General features: G+C 35.0%; 16 protein-coding genes. 8 read left to right on the top strand and 8 right to left on the bottom strand.

Features of this window, described 5'->3' with window-relative positions; genetic code table 11:
• Positions 1–177: 177 nt before the first annotated feature.
• A complete protein-coding gene (locus JKP34_RS13030) occupies positions 178–1857 on the top strand; it encodes an AMP-binding protein (RefSeq protein ID WP_201922207.1) in 1680 nt (559 codons plus the stop codon).
• A 155-nt stretch (positions 1858–2012) separates the two neighbouring features.
• Positions 2013–4214, top strand: a complete 2202-nt coding sequence (locus JKP34_RS13025) for a GAF domain-containing protein (protein WP_201922204.1) — start codon at positions 2013–2015, stop codon at positions 4212–4214.
• Here the strand turns inward: JKP34_RS13025 and msrB are convergent.
• Positions 4211–4657, bottom strand: coding sequence for a peptide-methionine (R)-S-oxide reductase MsrB (gene msrB, locus JKP34_RS13020; RefSeq protein WP_201922201.1), 447 nt, complete (start codon positions 4655–4657; stop codon positions 4211–4213). The genes JKP34_RS13025 and msrB overlap by 4 nt on opposite strands.
• A gap of 81 nt (positions 4658–4738) precedes the next feature.
• On the opposite strand from msrB, the gene JKP34_RS13015 reads away from it, so the two are divergent.
• Positions 4739–5827, top strand: coding sequence for an esterase-like activity of phytase family protein (locus tag JKP34_RS13015; RefSeq protein ID WP_201922198.1), 1089 nt, complete (start codon positions 4739–4741; stop codon positions 5825–5827).
• Between the two features lie 92 nt (positions 5828–5919).
• On the opposite strand, the gene rplI is transcribed toward JKP34_RS13015, so the two are convergent.
• Genes rplI through rpsF form a run of 3 tightly spaced genes read right to left on the bottom strand, consistent with a single transcriptional unit; the run spans position 5920 to position 7010 of the window.
• The gene (gene rplI, locus JKP34_RS13010) at positions 5920–6363 is read right to left on the bottom strand and encodes a 50S ribosomal protein L9 (protein ID WP_201922195.1); all 444 of its coding nucleotides are present in this window, start codon (positions 6361–6363) and stop codon (positions 5920–5922) included.
• 21 nt (positions 6364–6384) lie between these two features.
• A complete protein-coding gene (rpsR, locus tag JKP34_RS13005) occupies positions 6385–6642 on the bottom strand; it encodes a 30S ribosomal protein S18 (RefSeq protein ID WP_201922192.1) in 258 nt (85 codons plus the stop codon).
• A complete protein-coding gene (gene rpsF / locus JKP34_RS13000; RefSeq protein WP_201922187.1) occupies positions 6639–7010 on the bottom strand; it encodes a 30S ribosomal protein S6 in 372 nt (123 codons plus the stop codon). The genes rpsR and rpsF overlap by 4 nt, the downstream gene beginning before the upstream one ends.
• Positions 7011–7153: 143 nt before the next feature.
• Between rpsF and JKP34_RS12995 the strand changes: the two genes are divergently transcribed.
• On the top strand, positions 7154–7600 hold the full coding sequence (locus JKP34_RS12995; protein ID WP_201922184.1) for a hypothetical protein: 447 nt from the start codon (positions 7154–7156) through the stop codon (positions 7598–7600).
• Between the two features lie 166 nt (positions 7601–7766).
• Here the strand turns inward: JKP34_RS12995 and JKP34_RS12990 are convergent, their stop codons facing one another.
• Entirely contained in the window at positions 7767–8696 is a 930-nt protein-coding gene (locus JKP34_RS12990; RefSeq protein WP_201922181.1) for a chromosome segregation protein SMC, read from the bottom strand.
• A gap of 79 nt (positions 8697–8775) precedes the next feature.
• Between JKP34_RS12990 and JKP34_RS12985 the strand changes: the two genes are divergently transcribed.
• Positions 8776–9363, top strand: coding sequence for a methyltransferase domain-containing protein (locus JKP34_RS12985; RefSeq protein ID WP_201922178.1), 588 nt, complete (start codon positions 8776–8778; stop codon positions 9361–9363).
• Here the strand turns inward: JKP34_RS12985 and JKP34_RS12980 are convergent.
• Together JKP34_RS12980 and apaG are read right to left on the bottom strand one after the other, a co-directional pair.
• Positions 9352–10134, bottom strand: coding sequence for an O-methyltransferase (locus JKP34_RS12980; protein WP_201922175.1), 783 nt, complete (start codon positions 10132–10134; stop codon positions 9352–9354). The genes JKP34_RS12985 and JKP34_RS12980 overlap by 12 nt on opposite strands.
• Positions 10131–10517, bottom strand: a complete 387-nt coding sequence (gene apaG / locus JKP34_RS12975; protein WP_201922171.1) for a Co2+/Mg2+ efflux protein ApaG — start codon at positions 10515–10517, stop codon at positions 10131–10133. Before apaG ends, JKP34_RS12980 begins: the two co-directional genes overlap by 4 nt.
• Positions 10518–10612: 95 nt before the next feature.
• Between apaG and ung the strand changes: the two genes are divergently transcribed.
• Positions 10613–11284 (top strand): uracil-DNA glycosylase, encoded by a 672-nt coding sequence (gene ung / locus JKP34_RS12970; protein ID WP_201922169.1) that lies wholly within the window; start codon positions 10613–10615, stop codon positions 11282–11284.
• On the opposite strand, the gene JKP34_RS12965 is transcribed toward ung, so the two are convergent.
• Positions 11285–12724: a leucine-rich repeat domain-containing protein gene (locus tag JKP34_RS12965; RefSeq protein ID WP_201922166.1), complete on the bottom strand. Its 1440-nt coding sequence runs from the start codon at positions 12722–12724 to the stop codon at positions 11285–11287.
• Positions 12725–12901: 177 nt separating this feature from the next.
• On the opposite strand from JKP34_RS12965, the gene gyrB reads away from it, so the two are divergent.
• Together gyrB and ppk1 are read left to right on the top strand one after the other, a co-directional pair.
• Entirely contained in the window at positions 12902–14863 is a 1962-nt protein-coding gene (gyrB, locus tag JKP34_RS12960) for a DNA topoisomerase (ATP-hydrolyzing) subunit B (RefSeq protein WP_201922163.1), read from the top strand.
• A gap of 89 nt (positions 14864–14952) precedes the next feature.
• Positions 14953–17067, top strand: a complete 2115-nt coding sequence (gene ppk1, locus JKP34_RS12955) for a polyphosphate kinase 1 (protein WP_201922159.1) — start codon at positions 14953–14955, stop codon at positions 17065–17067.
• The last annotated feature ends 4 nt before the right edge of the window (positions 17068–17071 follow it).

Below are 17071 nucleotides of genomic sequence, written 5' to 3'. Positions count from 1 at the left end.
TTTTTATTAAAGCCTTAATTGTTATGCATGCATAACACTAATCCATTGATTAACAGAGAAGTAATGAAAAAGGTGAAATTTGCAAACGTTTCCATATGTATATGAGTTTATGTTAGAATAATATTTTTTAGTAATTTCCAGACCCAAAAGATTAGTATTGATAACTACAGAAACATTATGAGTGATTTTCCATGGATTAAGCATTATCCGAAAGGAGTGCCTAGAGAGATAAACCCAGATCAATATTCAAGCCTTCCTGAGCTTTTTGAAGAAATATTCAAAAAGTATGCGGATGCAGAGGCATACGAAAATATGGGTAAGGTTTTAACCTACAGTGAAGTTGATGAATTATCTGATAATTTCGCGAGTTATTTGACAAACGTTTCCGGATTAAAGAAAGGAGACAGGATAGCTATACAAATGCCAAACTGTCTGCAGTATCCTATTTCAATGATTGGAGCCTTAAAAGCCGGTTTAGTTGTAGTGGGGACTAATCCTTTGTATACCGCAAGAGAGATGGCTCATCAGTTTAAGGACTCAGGTGCTAAAGCAGTTGTTATTGTAGCCAACTTTGCTGATAATTTAGAAAAGATATTACCAGAAACTGACATTCAAACAGTGATTCATACTGAACTGGGAGATATGATCGGTGGATTGAAAGGCTTTATAGTGAACTTCGTTGTGAAGTACATCAAAAAGATGGTTCCTTCATATAATATACCTAAGGCTGTGAAGTTTAAGACAGCCTTAAAGGAAGGAAGTAAGCATTCTTTTGAAAGACCCGAGATTTCCTCTTCTGATTTAGCTTTTCTACAGTACACGGGAGGAACAACAGGAGTAAGTAAAGGAGCAAAACTATCGCATAGAAACTTAGTAGCACACACTATGCAAACGCAGGAATGGTTTAAACCATTATTTACAGATGGAGAGCAGGAAGTAATGATAACAGCCTTGCCGCTCTATCATATTTTTGCCTTGGCGGTAAATGGTTTGTTAATGTTTAGCATTGGTGCAAAAAGTATTTTAATAACTAATCCTAGGGACATGCCGGGTTTTATAAAGGAGTTGAAGAAACATCCTTTTACTTTGATGACAGGAGTAAATACCTTATTTAATGGATTACTGAATCAACCTAATATAAATGAAGTTGACTTTACCCATTTGAAAGGCTCCATAGGTGGTGGTATGGCCGTACAGCGTGCTGTTGCTGAAAAATGGAAAAAGATAACAGGTGGTCCTTTAGTGGAAGGTTATGGTCTGAGTGAAACCTCCCCAGTACTAAGTGTAAATCCTTTAGATGGTACTGAGCGAATTGGTACAATTGGTATTCCAACGCCTAGCACAGAAATGAAAGTAATGAATGAGCAAGGTGAAGAGGTTCCTTTGGGAGAGCCTGGAGAAATTTGTGGTAAGGGTCCACAAGTAATGTCAGGCTATTGGAATAAAGACGAATTAAATGAAACCACTTTCTTTAATGGTGAATGGTTTAGAACAGGTGATGTGGGAGTGATGGATAAAGATGGCTTCTTCAAAATTGTTGATCGTAAGAAAGATATGATTAACGTTTCTGGCTTTAATGTATATCCTAATGAGATTGAAGATGTAATTGCCGGAATGGATAAAGTATTGGAAGTTGCGGTAATTGGTGTTCCAGATGAGCATTCTACTGAAAAGGTAAAAGCTTTTATTGTTAAAAAAGATGATAGTTTAACTGAAGAAGAAGTTATTGCCTACTGCAAAGAAAATTTGACCGCTTATAAATGTCCTAAGTTGGTTTCATTTGAAACCGAGTTGCCTAAATCAAATGTGGGAAAAATAATAAGAAGGCATTTAAGAGATAAAGAAGAGGTTGCTTAAGCAACCTCTTCTTTTTTATTAAAATAGAGCTTCTGTGTAGTAATTGAACATTTCCAATAAATACTTTTACTACTCATAATTTCTTAACAGACCGATTGCTTATTCTTAATAATTAGCCTCTCTGCACATCGTACCTTTGCAAAAAAAAGCATTGTATGCGATACAAAGATTTAGCAATCAGGAAGAAATTCATCATTTCATTTTCACTTTTACTATTTCTAGGGCTTTTCGGAGGGCTTATAGTTTTCAATTCGTACCGCGACATAAGTAATTTTCAAACCCTTAGAATAGAAATGGCTGAAATAATGCTAGACCTGGATAAGGCTCAGAAAAGACAAAAGGAGTTTATGCTTTTTGGATGGAAGGAACCTGCATTTCTAGAAGATGGTAAAAGTAATATCACAACAGAAATTAACTCAAATCTCAATATTATTAGAGCGGCACTAAATCAAACGTCTCAATTGGATGTGGTTGAAAGTGTTGATTTATCTTTTGACGTGGAAAAACTCTCCAGTTTGGTTAATAGCTATCAACAAAATTTCAATGATTTAACTGCTTTATTTCACAAAAGAGGTTTCAAAGATCATGGTTTGGAAGGAGAGATGCGCACATATGCTCATCAACTGCAGGAACGTATTTCTCCTGAAGAACAGGTTTTTGCGCTTACCTTAAGAAAGCATGAGAAGGATTTTGCACTTCGACACGATACAAAATATGTTGATAGACTTCATAACACAGTGTCTGAATTTGTTGCGTTTATCAAGAATGCTGACATTCAAGAATTTCCTCATATGACTTCTAATTATAAGGAAAAGGCAATTGATGAAATTAATGCTTATAAAAACCATTTTGATAGAATAGTTTTAGCCGAAATGGAGATAGGCCTTACTCAAGAGAACGGTATGCTTTTAGAGTTGGAGGAAATATTGAAACAGACTACTCCAAAGATCAATTTTATTTATGCTAAAATTAACGATAAAAATAATGCTCTGAAGAAGCAAGCGCAGATAACGATTGGCTTAACTATCTTATTCTTAATAATGGGTAGCTTATTTCTAATTTATTTACTCAGAAAGACAGTTTCTAAACCTATAATTAAATTAGATAATATCGTTAAAAAGGTTCTTTCGGGTGATCGAGAGGCTGACAAGTATTTGGATGTGGATAGCAAAGATGAAATTGGAAGCTTGAGTAGAAACTTCCAGCAGATGCTTGAGAATCTGAGATCAAACCTTAGGTTGATCAATGAGAAGAATGAAACACTTGAGGCAAAAGCTAAATTAGATGAACGCAGAAATTGGAGCACAGAAGGATTAGCAAAGTTTGCTCAATTAATGAAAAATGACGAGTCGGATCAGGCAACATTCGCTTATACTATAATAAGTGAACTTGTAAAGTATATAGGAGCAAGTCAGGGAGCTCTGTTCGTGGTTGAAAGTGAAAATGATTTCGATTCTAAACAAGATTATCTAAGCCTTAAAGGGTGTTATGCTTTTGAACGCAAAAAGTATCTGAATAAAAAAATAGCTAGAGGCGAGGGACTCATCGGTCAAAGTTGGCTGGAGGGTGATCATATTTATTTAACTGATGTGCCTGATAATTACTTGAATATTAGAAGCGGTTTGGGAGATGCATCACCTCGATCCATATTAATAGTACCTGTAAAACATAAAGAGACTATTACTGGCGTAATTGAATTAGCAAGTTTTAAAGAATTCTCAGAGGCCAGTATTGAATTTATCAAGGAGTTTGCTTCCAGATTAGGTGCTAACCTAAGTGCCATAAAAATGCAAGAAAAAACAACCTTATTATTGCAAGACTCGCAGGAGATGACTGAGGAATTGAAAGCTCAGGAGGAAGAGATGAGGCAGAATATGGAAGAACTTCAGGCTACGCAAGAAGAAATGACCCGCAATCAACAAAATATTGAAGCTCAGTTAGAAGGAGTGAAACTTGAAAAGAAGCTTTTCAATAGATTAATTGCTAAAGTATACGATGGCGTTCTGGTAATTGATGAGCATTATAAGATTGTGGCAATCAGTCAATACTTGCAAGATGAGCTTTACTTTAATAAGGAGGATCTAATAGGTAACACACCAGAACAGGTATTTAAATGTTCTTTAGATAAGCGAATTGCAGAACTTGATTCAGATCCCCAATTTATATTAACAGGGATTTCTGAGAGGAAGGAATGTGCAATCATGGATAAATATGGAGCTATAGATCAGGCCAAGTTTGTTATGACTAAAATCAAGGCAAATGGCTGTTTCTATAGCTTCATATTATTTAACAAAGTGAGTCAGGAATATGATAAAAAGGCACTCAGACGACTTTTTGCTCCTGAAGAGTTTAATTAATTGTTTTGTAATTTAATAGAGGCTGAATTTATGCAATAGCGCAAGCCGCTTGGCTTTGGGCCGTCAGGGAACACATGGCCTAAGTGCGCATCGCAAACGTTACAGCTCACCTCAACTCTTACCATGCCATGTGAGGTATCTTTGGTATGTTTTATTACATCGTCTTCAAATGGTTCAGTAAAGCTTGGCCAGCCAGAGTTTGAGTCAAACTTTAAGTTCGAATCAAATAGGGTAGTGCCACAGCATATACATCCATATTTTCCCGGCTCATGAGCTTCACAGTATTCACCGGTAAATGCTCTTTCTGTTCCGTGTTTCCTAGTTATAAAGAATTGATCAGGAGTCAATTCGGATTTCCATTCACTTTCCGTTTTTTCAACTCTTCTCGGAGGCTTAGGATTTCCATTGTTAGCTCTTTTTATAACTTCATTCCAATCTATCATTTCTATTAAGTTTCAATTATTAACTTACAATTAGTTTAAAAGTTACGGGCTTATATTATTTTTGCGAGATAAAAAGATGCTATGTATAGTCGAATTTTTTTACTGATAGTGGTGGGCTCATTTTTACTAGGCTGTAACCCGAAAATTGATAAGTCAAGTGAAGTAAAGTTTATAGATAAATATGTTATTGGAGATAGCTCTATTGTAGATAACACCATTCTAGGAGGTTTATCCTCCATTGATTACGATGGTAATGCCTTTTGGTATTTTATTTCTGATGATAGATCGGAATATAATGATGCTCGTTATTATCGTGCTCGAATTGACTACACTGACAAAGGAATTGATACCGTTATAATCGGAAAGACGGTATTTCTAAAAAATGATAGTGGATTTAATTATAGAGAGCACTCCTTAGATCCCGAAGCCATTCGCTTTCATCAGAATCGTAAAACTCTTATTTATACGAGCGAGGGTGGTAGGCAAGAAAACAACAAAGCGCCTTTCATTAGAGAAATGGATACTTTAGGTAACCTTATAAAATCATATAAAGTGCCTACTGTATTTAATTATTATGAAACGAAAGGTCTAAGAAAGAATGGGGGATTTGAGAGTTTAACTTTTGAAAATGATACTATCATTTGGTTTGCCAACGAACTTCCATTGAAAGAGGATGGCGATGTTCCGAAATATGCTGAAAGTAAAAGACCAATTAGACTTACGAGGTTTGATATTAAAAATGAAGAGGTGCTAGCAGAATACGCCTATCCAATTGAACCAGTTCAGGCTATTACTAAACCAGCTAATGAATTTAATATTAATTCAGTTACGGAGTTGATTAGTTTGAGCGAGACTGAATTACTTGTTCTAGAAAGGTCCTATATAACGGGAGTAGGAAACTTTGTAAATGTATTTAAAGTGAATGTTTCTAATGCTACCAATGTAATGGATGAACCAGCTTTAACACAAGCCACTTTTACTGCTGTGGATAAGGAGTTGTTTATTGACCTCAATCAGTATGGAGAAAGAGTTGACAATATAGAGGGGATGGCTTTTGGAAGAGATTTTGATAGTGAAACCAAGAGCCTCTTATTTGTTTCTGATAATAACTTCAGCAGTCAACAAGAAACACAAATTTGGTTATTCGGTATACCAGCTGATAGACTCTAATCATTATTGTTAAATTATTTCTTGTGAACCGGACATAAAAAAAGCTCTAACAGCGAACTGTCAGAGCTTTTCTAATTTAATTGTTTATGGACTTAGTCAGCCTCAACAACTAGGTTTATTTCTTTTTTAACCTCTTTATGTAGATCAAGAACAGCAGTATATTCACCTACTTGCTTGATATCACCATTAATAGCAATTTTCTTTCTATCTACATCAAAACCTTTTTCTTTTAAGCCATCAGCAATTTGAACAGTAGTTACTGCACCAAATATTTTACCGCTTTCACCAGCTTTGGTTTTAATGTTTAAAGTTAAATCACCAATTTTATTAGCTAGCTCTTCAGCATCTTTTTGTAATTTTTCAGCTTTGTGAGCAGCCTGACGAATATTTTCGTCAATCATCTTACGGTTTGAGTCGTTTGCAATAATTGCGAAACCTTGAGGTATTAGGTAATTTCTACCATAACCAGGCTTAACATTTACTGTATCATTTTTATAGCCCAAACCATTAATATCTGCAGTTAATATTACTTCCATTTTAATTAAATTTTTGGGTTATTATTTCAATGAATCAGTAACGTAAGGTAATAAAGCCAGGTGTCTAGCTCTTTTTACAGCCTGAGCCACTTTCTTTTGATATTTAGCGCTAGTACCAGTGATTCTGCTTGGTAAAAGTTTACCTTGCTCGTTCACAAACTTCAATAAGAAGTTCGGATCTTTATAATCTATATACTTAATGCCAAATCTTTTGAATCGGCAGTATTTTTTCTGGTTATCTTGCTTTTTCGCGTTGATAGGTTCGTTATGAAGTGTCATTTCGCTACCTCCTCTTTATTTTCTTTGGATTTATTAAATGCGCCATTTCTGCGTCTTTCAGCGTATTCTATAGCATGCTTGTCTAAAGCAACTGTTAAGAATCTCATCACTTTCTCGTCTCTTCTGTACTCTAATTCTAGCACTGCAACAGTTTCAGGAGTTGCTTTGAATTCGATAAGATTGTAAAAGCCGGTGCTTTTATGCTGAATAGGGTAAGCTAGTTTTTTTAAGCCCCACTGCTCAACATTAATAATTTCGGCTTTCTTATCTTCCAAAACCTTTCTGAACTTGTCGACAGCATCCTTCATCTGAGCATCAGATAAAACGGGAGTTAAAATGAATACCGTCTCGTAATTTTTCAATTCCATTATATTAATTTTTAATTTTGGACTGCAAAAATAGGGTATTGTATTTATTTAAACAATAGTTATTGTACTTTTGTAGCTTATATTTTAAGTGCGTTGCAACCATTCCATTCATTATATTGTCTTGAATGTGGAATAAATATTTTATGAGGAAGCTTTTTAGTATTTTATTGGTACTTATTTTGATGTCTTGCCTTGAAGAAGATTTTGCTAACGAAGATCTCTGTACTGAGGTTTTTTGCGGTGAAATTTTAGATGATAAGGTTAATTTAGCTGTTTATAATAATACTTCTTTGGATTTCGATGAATTTACGTGGAGCATTGGTGGCCAGGTGGATACAGTTTATGTATTAGCGAATAATCAATTTTCATGTTGGATAAATCTCGATTCTATGCATGCCAAATATGTTTATGCAGAAGGTGTTTCTGAGGAGATAGCTTATACTTCTGATACTGTTTATTTAAATAATGAACTAGCTTCTAAAACAGTTTTTGCAGGCAGTTATAAACTAGATATTATCAGAAACCAGAGTAACCAAAAGCTAACCTTTTCTTTATTCGAAGGCTACGAGGGTGATTGTATTTATTTCTAATCTTTTATCTAAGCACCAAGTGACCAGCACTAATTTCATGAATTAGGTTGAAAGTGTAGTGTTTTTCGACTCTATTCTGTCCATATACATGTTGAATGATGCACAATAAACGCATGAATAATGATCCGCAAGATAGATTTGAAAACACGTATTTGAGCAATACTTTTTACTTAACAGTAAAATCTGCCTTACCTATTAAATAGTCATCTGCGTATAATTCTACCTTATAAATACCTTCTTCATATTCCTGACCTCTATCATAAACAAAGGAAAGTTGTTGTTTGGTGTTGTCGAAAAGTATTTCCTGTTTCGCAGTGTAAAACATTTCCTTTCCATCTACCATGAAAGAGCCTGATCCTGTAGCTACATCGAATAGGGCATTTCCTTTAGGGTTGATTACTCGAAGAATAATGTTTTTACCTTCAGGCTGTGCTACATTATTTTCTTCCAGATTGAATTCTATTTTTAGTTTATCTATTTGTCTTGATCTAAATTCATCCTCTCGCTCTCTTCCTCTGTCGTTAACACCATAAACCTTAATATTTTCTGCTTTTAAGCGTGAGGCCAAGGCAACCTTACTAGCAAGTTCTTTTCTTCTTGATTTTAATTCGGAGATGCTATCGTTAAGTACATTTTTCTCCTTTTTAAGGTTGGTGTTTTCACCCATCAACTCCTTGTTTACGGCCTCTAACTTCTTAATTTTTTCATCTTGTAAGGTTAGCAATTCTTCATAGCCGCTTACCTTATCCTTGTATCTTTTTATTTCGTTTGCTGCCCACTTATTGGATTTTTGTAAGGCTTCTTTCTCACTTTCAAGGTTTTTTCTAATCAACTGAAGTTCAGTAACATCTCCGCCTAATGCTTCTATTTCGGAAATTTTATTGTCAAGTTGACTGCTTATACTATCTAATTCCGTGTAAGTCTCCTCTAAATCGGCCTGAAGCTTTTTGTTTTCGCTTTCAGCATCCATATAAAATTTAAAACCAACTGCCGCACTTATCACTACTAAAAATAGAATGACATAAATAGTTCTACTCTGGTTCTTGCTTTTTCTTTCGGACTCGTTGGCTGACTTACCTGTTAAATCTTGACTCATAAATGATTGATTAGTATTGTTTCTTGCTTTTTTTGAGTAAAATTAACGGCAAATTTAATCATTTATTGATATCATACTAATGCAGCTAAACGAATCTTATTGGACCAAAAGATATTTAAACGGTGAAACTGGTTGGGATATAGGCTATGCTGCACCCGCCATTATTAGATACTTTGAAGGTATTGATGATAAGGATGTACATATTCTCATTCCTGGTGGAGGTAATTCTTATGAGGCTCAGGTGCTTTTTGAGAAAGGATTTAAAAATGTAGAAGTTCTTGATTTGTCTAAAAAACCATTGGAGAATCTTAAAGCAAGATGCCCAGAGTTTCCTGATGAAAATCTTTTACATAGTGATTTCTTTGAACATGAAGGTAGTTATGATTACATTGTTGAGCAGACCTTCTTTTGTGCACTTCCGATTAAGTTAAGACCTATTTATGTACGTAAAATGAGCCAATTGATAAAAGAAGGAGGGAAGCTCGTTGGTTTATTGTTTAATATACCTCTCAACCAAGATCAACCTCCATTTGGAGGTCATAAAAGCGATTATGAACCTCTTTTCCAAACATGTTTTGATATACAGCATATGAAGATAAGTTCAAACTCAATTCCCCAAAGGTTAGGTAATGAACTGTTTATTGAAATGTCTCCTTTAAAAGTTTAGTATATAGTGTTGTTTGCTGAAATCTGGATTAAAAAAAACTAGGCCTGCATCAAATATATCCATGCTGGCTGTTACCTGAGGATGTCTTTTGATGTTTTCCCAAGCTTCTTTCATCTCACGTGACCAATGAATATCATCAAAAACGAGTATGCTATTTGCATGACAATAGTTAAGCATGAGCTCAAAATATTTTAGGGTGGCTTCGTATGTGTGATTAGCATCAATATAGGCCAAATCAAGGGGTTCATTGCTTTCTTCAAGGTGTAAAGCAAGTGTATCATCTATATTTCCTTGAATGATTTTTATGTTTCTATAAAATCTCAGATGATCATTGGCTATTGTACAAAGAGAAGGATCACCTTCAAAGCTTGTAATATTTGATAAAGTATTATGCGCTATATAGGCAGTGTTTATCCCCAAAGAGGTGCCTAATTCTATCACATTTTTATAACTAAAATGATTAATAACTCTATTGAGGAAAATAGAAAATTTCTTTTGTGAGATACTTGATGCTGCTATTTCACTGATCCTTCTTCTATCTATCTTTAGCACTTTCGATCCAGCACCATAATCAAGCATTTCTATATCTTCGGTACTCTTTAAATAGACTTTTCTTTGCTTTTCTATCTCATCGAAGGCAGAATTATTTCTTCTGTGCTTAGGCTTGATTAGTTCAGTATAGAACTTATAAAAGTAAGGAGAATGTAAAGAGTGCTCGTCAGTTTGTAGGTGGAAATACTTGAGCCACTCCTTTATGATAAAGAAATTCAATTTAATTTAAATTCTGCTATCAGATTAAATTCTGGTATTTTAACATCAAAAAGCTGACCATCAACAATTCTTTCCATGGTGTAATATCCATGCATTTTACCCAAAGCTGATTTAAGGTTACAGCCTGATACATAAATATGTTTTTGCCCTGGTTCCAGTATAGGCTGGTTGCCCACAACACCTTCACCATCTACTTCTTTCATTTCATAACCAGCATCATGTATGAACCAATGACGGCTAAGTAGCTGAACTGTATGCTGACCATTATTTTCAATGGTTATTTTGTACGTAAAAACATAATGGTTTTGTGCAGGACTAGAGTATTCCTGCAAATAGCTAGTTTCAACACTAACTACTATACCTTCTGTAATCAATTTAACCATATTGTAAATATACTTTAAAACTTGTCAATATGCATATTGTAACGCAACTTTGGTCTGTTTGTGTTTTGTAAACCAATATTAATTAGTGTAAGATAATGGATGCTTCAGAAGTAAAAATTCATGAGAGTTGGAAGGCTTACTTAAAAAATGAGTTCGAAAAACCATATTTTGATGAGCTTGTAAAATTTGTGAAGTCAGAATATGCTAAGAATATAGTATATCCACCCGGGAATGAAATTTTCAATGCTTTTGATAAATGTTATTTCGATGATGTGCGGGTTGTTATCATAGGGCAGGATCCTTATCATGGTGAAGGTCAGGCAAATGGTTTATGCTTTTCAGTAAAACCGGGTGTTCCCATGCCACCGTCACTTTTGAATATTTTTAAAGAACGAAAAGCTGATGTAGGAAAGCCTATGCCTCCAAATGGAGATTTATCTAACTGGGCAGAACAGGGAGTTTTGTTGTTGAATGCTACCTTAACAGTAAGAGCCAAATCACCTGGAAGTCATCAAAACAAAGGTTGGGAGCAATTTACTGATGCAGTGATCCAGACTGTTTCGGAGAAAAAACAAAATGTTGTATTCATTCTTTGGGGAGCTTATGCACAAAAAAAAGGAGCAGTAATTGATAGAAATAAACACCATATTATTGAGTCTGCTCATCCATCTCCTTTCGCGGCTCACAGAGGTTTTTTTGGTAGTAAACCTTTCTCAAAAGCAAATGAGTATTTAGACAAGCTTGGTTTAGAAAGTATTAACTGGTAATTATTCTAAATCTAAACTTACTTTTACGCCTTTTTTCTGTAACCCTTCAATTGTATTTCTGATAGATTCTGCCTCTTCTCTATTTCTGGCTTCAAATGTTATACCTCGCATCCAAAGTAATTTTAAATCATGTAAATCCAGTAATTCTGGTGGAATAGAGTGTATTTCGTTATTGGAGATATCTAAATCACGAAGTTTTTTAAAAGCTAGAATGCAGTCAGGGAATCCTTGTAAGTAGTTATCATTAACGTGAAAGTCAGTTATATTTTCGAGCTTACAAAGGGTGTTGGGAAGATATGAAATTCTGTTATGCTTCAGATAGAGCTCTTTGAGCATAGTAAGTTGTCCAATTTCATCTGGTATATTAAATAAGCGGTTGTTGGCTAAATAAAGTCTTTCTAGTTGCTTTAATTGACCGATTTCTTTAGGTACTATTTCAATTTCATTGTAATATAGATCGAGCTCTTCCAATTGATTTAATTCAAAAAGGAAAGCAGGTAAAAAGGTTAGATTATTTTTATAGAATGAGAGGATTTCTAGTTCTTTAAGATTGGCCATTTCAGAAGATATATTTTCTGATTTTATGTCATTTTCAGCTAATTGAAGTTCTTTTAGTGAGGGAAAATGTTTGATGGTAGCTGGTATTCCATCCAAATCGCAAAAGCTCAAAATTAGGTTTTCTAGGTTATCAATTTGAGAGTTGGTTAAATCCTGAATGCGGATTTTATTCCTACTCATGTTTAACTCTTTTAATTTTTTGAATTTGTTCAACTTTAGAACCGCAGCATCTCTTAAGTCATTCCTGACTAAGTCTAATTCTCGAAGATTCTTCAATTTCCATAAGCCTTTTGGTGCTTTAGCATATGGATTTTCGCGATAAACTAATTTAGTCACCTGATCATTTTTCGTGAACTTAAGAGCCTTTTTTGATTGGTGATTGTAGATATGTATAGTCTGTAAGCTATCTAAGCCAAATAAACTCCAATTGAGCAACCATGGTATTTTCTTTACAGTTGTATTAACAAGTTCTAATCCTTTAAGCTTCTTACATTTTAGTATTTCGCGAATAGGTAGTTTATCTATTGAGGGGCCTTCGAAAGATAGATATTGGATGGTATCTTTTTTATCACTTGCATGCAATTGTGTTAGCGTAGTATAAGAAGGATTAGAATTGTATGTAAGAAATGAATAAGTAGGTATGTTATTTCTTAGCTTGTTAAGTGAGTCTCGGGAATAATTATGTTTCAATAAGCTACTATCAACAACTTGCATTTTTAAACCATCTTTCGTGCTAACAACTTTATACCCATTAAAAAGCATCAAAGTAAGTTCATCATACCTAATTGAATCTTGAGGATTGTAAAATTTGACACCTCGTGACTGAGCTGTTAATTGTGTCGATATGATGATGAATAAAAGAAGATGGCTTAGTTTTTTCATGTTAATAATAATTGGTTGAACTAAATATATAGTTGATTATTTTCTTAACCAATAACCTATTTAAAATATTTAGTTTTTATTTCATTTTCTAAAGCAGAACATTACCTTAAAAAAGGTATTGAATTACTATCAAAATCCAGCAAAAAAGACTATTTTTGAAGCTTTGTTGAAAGAATTATGAGTAAGGATAAAGAGAATAAGAACAAAGAGTATTCAGCCGGTAATATTACCGTACTCGAAGGATTAGAAGCAGTAAGAAAACGACCTGCCATGTATATTGGTGATGTGGGTATAAAAGGCCTTCATCATATGATTTGGGAAGTTGTTGATAACTCTATTGATGAGGCCATGGCAGGTTATTGCGATGAAATCAAAGTAGAGATAAATGAAGATAACTCTATTACTGTAACAGATAATGGTAGGGGTATTCCGGTGGACATGCACGAGAAAGAGGGCAAGTCTGCATTGGAAGTTGTTATGACTGTTCTTCACGCAGGTGGTAAATTCGATAAAGACACTTATAAAGTTTCAGGTGGTTTGCATGGTGTTGGTGTTTCATGTGTGAATGCCTTATCCACAAAACTTGTTGCTACAGTTTATAGCAAAAACGGTAAAATACACCAGCAAGAATATAGTGAGGGTATTCCTCAAACAGGAGTAGAAGTAGTTGGAGAGACTGATATTACAGGTACTCAAATACATTTCGTTCCGGACAAAAGCATTTTTGCTGAATCTGTTTACAAATACGATACTGTTGCTACTCGTTTAAGAGAGTTGGCGTATCTGAATGCCGGCATCAAAATTAAGTTGATTGATCATCGCGAACTTGATGATGAAGGAAAGACAAAGGAAGAAGATTTCTTTTCAGAAGGAGGTTTACTGGAATTTGTTGATTATCTGGATGGATCTAGAGAAAAACTAATACCATCTCCCGTATATATGGAAGGAGAGAAGAATGGCGTACCAGTTCAGGTAGCTATGAATTATAATACTTCCTTTACAGAGAATGTTGTTTCATATGTGAATAACATCAATACTTATGAAGGAGGTTCTCACGTATCAGGGTTTAGAAGGGCATTAACCAGAACACTTAAATCTTATGCTGATAAATCTGGTTTATTAGAGAAATCGAAAATTGAAATTTCAGGTGATGACTTTAGAGAAGGTTTAACGGCTATTATCTCTGTAAAAGTTGCCGAACCACAGTTCGAAGGGCAAACAAAAACTAAACTAGGTAACTCAGAAGTAATTGGTGCTGTTGAAACTTGTGTTTCTGAAACACTAACACACTTTCTTGAAGAAAATCCTAAGGAAGCTAAAATGATTGTTCAGAAGGTTCTTTTAGCTGCTCAGGCCAGACATGCTGCGCGTAAAGCTCGTGAGATGGTTCAGAGAAAGAACGTAATGAGTGGTTCAGGCCTTCCGGGTAAACTAGCTGATTGTTCTGAAAAAGACCCTGGCATTTGCGAGTTGTACTTGGTGGAGGGAGACTCGGCAGGTGGATCAGCCAAGCAAGGCCGTGATAGAAAATTTCAGGCAATACTTCCACTTAAAGGTAAAATTCTTAATGTAGAAAAAGCACAAGAACATAAAATCTACGATAACGATGAAATCAAGAACATCCTTACTGCTCTTGGTGTGACCATCGGAACTGAGGATGATGATAAAGCCTTAAATCTGGCTAAGCTGAGGTATCACAAAATTGTGATCATGACCGATGCGGATATTGATGGTTCTCACATTAGAACCTTAATACTTACTTTGTTCTTCCGCTATATGCGCGAGTTAATTGAGTTAGGTTATGTTTATATTGCACAACCACCTCTTTATTTAATCAAGCGTGGTAAAAAGGAAGCATATGTTTATACTGAAGGTGAACGTGCAGGAGTAGTGAAAGAAATGGCTCCTGAAGGTAAAGAAGATTCACTTCATATACAGCGTTATAAAGGTTTGGGAGAGATGAATCCTGAGCAGCTTTGGATTACTACAATGAATCCTGATTCAAGGAACATGAAGCGAGTTTCTATTGAGTCAGCTGCAGAAGCAGATCATTTATTTAGCATGTTAATGGGAGATGAAGTACCACCTAGAAGAGACTTCATTGAGAAGAATGCAAAGTATGCGAAAGTAGATGTTTAATTATCAAATAATTAAATTTTAACAATTTGGAGAGGGTTTGCTTTTATTAAGTAAACCCTTTTTTAATTTAGTGTAACAATCAGTTTAATATGGCATTAGATAGAGTTTCTTCACTTGTTCAGAAAAGTAATTTAATTAGTCGTGACCTTAGTTGGTTACAGTTTAATTATAGAGTGCTTGATCAGGCATTGCATACCGACAGGGTAATATTTGATAGGCTCAAGTTCCTTGCCATTACTGCATCCAACCTGGATGAGTTTTTTATGATCAGGGTAGGATCGCTTTATAATTATATTGATTATGGACGTGAAAGAATTGATTATTCAGGGCTAAGAGAGATTCCTTTCAGAAAGAAGTTACTATCTGAATGTCAGCAGTTTGTGAGCAAGCAGCATGAGACTTTTAAAGAGCATTTAAAACCTCTTTTTCATGAAAATGGCTTTCAGCTCATCAAGTATGATGAAATGACGGAAGGGGAAAAATCAAAAGCTGATAGTTTTTTTGATAAAATAGTTTTCCCAATGCTTACACCAATGGTGTATGATACCTATCACACCTTCCCCATACTGATGAATAAAATTCAGATATTCTCGGTTGTGACCAGAACAGTAGGAGATAAGAAGGAAAACAAAAAGCTTTCGTTTATACAAATCCCATCAAATATTCAGCGCTTCTATGAAATTGAGAGAGAAGATGACATGATATTTCTGCCCGTTGAGGAAATAGTGAGAGCCAATATTTACAAGCTATTTAGAAATATAGAAATATTAGCTATCAACCTTTTCAGGATTACCAGAAATGGAGATTTTACACTTGAAGAAAGTGATGACATTGATGCGAACTTCCTTGAAGAGATGCGCAAAAAGCTCAAAACCAGAAGAACGGGTAGGGTGGTAAGACTTGAGGTAGAGAAGGGCTATGATAAGTGGATGATGAAAGTACTCTGTGACAGATGGGAGATAGATAAGGAAAATATTTTTAAGGTAGATGAGGACTCCTTAATAGATTATACAGGTCTTTGGCAAATAGTTAAACACTCTGACTTTAAAAGTCAATTACCGCACTTAGGTTCACCAGTACCACCTTTGGCTTTTCCTGAACACAAATCTGATGCAGACAATATCTTTGAAATTTTAAAAAGTAGGGATATCCTTTTGCATCATCCTTATAACAGCATAGAACCAGTGCTTGATATGCTAGAGAAGGCTGCTGAAGACCCTAAAGTATTATCCATCAAATTAACTATTTACCGTTTAGCTGAGGACTCAAGAATTACAAATGCACTCCTAAAAGCTGCAGAAAATGGAATTCACGTTTCGGTTCTTTTTGAGGTAAAGGCTCGCTTTGATGAAGAGAACAATATGAGGGAAGCCAAACGCCTTCAAAAAGCCGGCTGCTTTGTTATATATGGCGTGAGTAGATATAAAACACACACTAAACTATTAATGATAGTGCGTAAAGAAGGGGAGAAGGTAACCCGTTATCTGCATTTGGCAAGTGGTAACTATAATGAAGATACTGCGAGATTGTATACCGACATCGGCTTGATGACTACCGATGAGGACTATGCTCAGGACATATCAGAATTCTTTAATGTAATTACAGGACATAGCTATCCTCCGGAATATAAGCGTCTGATTACAGCACCGAAGGATATGCGCGATCGATTGATTGATCTCATTAGAAATGAAGCTGAAAATGCCAAAAATGGATTGCCGTCTGGCATCTGTATAAAAGTTAACTCACTGGAGGATAATGAGTCAATTGCTGAATTGTATAAAGCTTCTCAGGCGGGTGTTCCCATTAAGCTGATCGTTAGAGGCATTTGCTGTTTAAGGCCTGGAAGAAAAGATTTGAGTGAAAATATTGAAGTGAGGTCAATAGTTGGTGATTATCTAGAACATTCAAGAATTTATTATTTCCACAATAATAATAACCCTAAAGTGTATGGAGGAAGCGCTGATATGATGGTACGTTCTTTCGAAAGAAGACTCGAGTCACTCTTCCTTTTGGTGGATGATACCTTAAAGCGTCAAGTAATGAACATCTTGCGATATAATCTTAAGGATAACAGTAATAGCTTTATAATGAATGAAGATGGTTCATATACAGCCTCAACTCAAGGAGAGGCTGATGAGTTTAATATTCATAAAGAGTTCTATCGCATCACACCAGAAATAATAGAATCCGTTAGTCTTTTCTAACGGT

This window comes from Marivirga atlantica (genome assembly GCF_016734805.1).
GTDB classification, from domain to species: domain Bacteria; phylum Bacteroidota; class Bacteroidia; order Cytophagales; family Cyclobacteriaceae; genus Marivirga; species Marivirga atlantica.
This window is presented reverse-complemented; position numbering and strand designations above follow the sequence as displayed.

Excerpts from the sequence above, each read along its gene's own strand:
- JKP34_RS13030 (WP_201922207.1), top strand. The coding sequence starts at position 178 with ATGAGTGATTTTCCATGGATTAAGCATTATCCGAAAGGAGTGCCTAGA.
- JKP34_RS13025 (WP_201922204.1), top strand. The coding sequence starts at position 2,013 with ATGCGATACAAAGATTTAGCAATCAGGAAGAAATTCATCATTTCATTT.
- msrB (WP_201922201.1), bottom strand. The coding sequence starts at position 4,657 with ATGATAGATTGGAATGAAGTTATAAAAAGAGCTAACAATGGAAATCCT.
- JKP34_RS13015 (WP_201922198.1), top strand. The coding sequence starts at position 4,739 with ATGTATAGTCGAATTTTTTTACTGATAGTGGTGGGCTCATTTTTACTA.
- rplI (WP_201922195.1), bottom strand. The coding sequence starts at position 6,363 with ATGGAAGTAATATTAACTGCAGATATTAATGGTTTGGGCTATAAAAAT.
- rpsR (WP_201922192.1), bottom strand. The coding sequence starts at position 6,642 with ATGACACTTCATAACGAACCTATCAACGCGAAAAAGCAAGATAACCAG.
- rpsF (WP_201922187.1), bottom strand. The coding sequence starts at position 7,010 with ATGGAATTGAAAAATTACGAGACGGTATTCATTTTAACTCCCGTTTTA.
- JKP34_RS12995 (WP_201922184.1), top strand. The coding sequence starts at position 7,154 with ATGAGGAAGCTTTTTAGTATTTTATTGGTACTTATTTTGATGTCTTGC.
- JKP34_RS12990 (WP_201922181.1), bottom strand. The coding sequence starts at position 8,696 with ATGAGTCAAGATTTAACAGGTAAGTCAGCCAACGAGTCCGAAAGAAAA.
- JKP34_RS12985 (WP_201922178.1), top strand. The coding sequence starts at position 8,776 with ATGCAGCTAAACGAATCTTATTGGACCAAAAGATATTTAAACGGTGAA.
- apaG (WP_201922171.1), bottom strand. The coding sequence starts at position 10,517 with ATGGTTAAATTGATTACAGAAGGTATAGTAGTTAGTGTTGAAACTAGC.
- ung (WP_201922169.1), top strand. The coding sequence starts at position 10,613 with ATGGATGCTTCAGAAGTAAAAATTCATGAGAGTTGGAAGGCTTACTTA.
- JKP34_RS12965 (WP_201922166.1), bottom strand. The coding sequence starts at position 12,724 with ATGAAAAAACTAAGCCATCTTCTTTTATTCATCATCATATCGACACAA.
- gyrB (WP_201922163.1), top strand. The coding sequence starts at position 12,902 with ATGAGTAAGGATAAAGAGAATAAGAACAAAGAGTATTCAGCCGGTAAT.
- ppk1 (WP_201922159.1), top strand. The coding sequence starts at position 14,953 with ATGGCATTAGATAGAGTTTCTTCACTTGTTCAGAAAAGTAATTTAATT.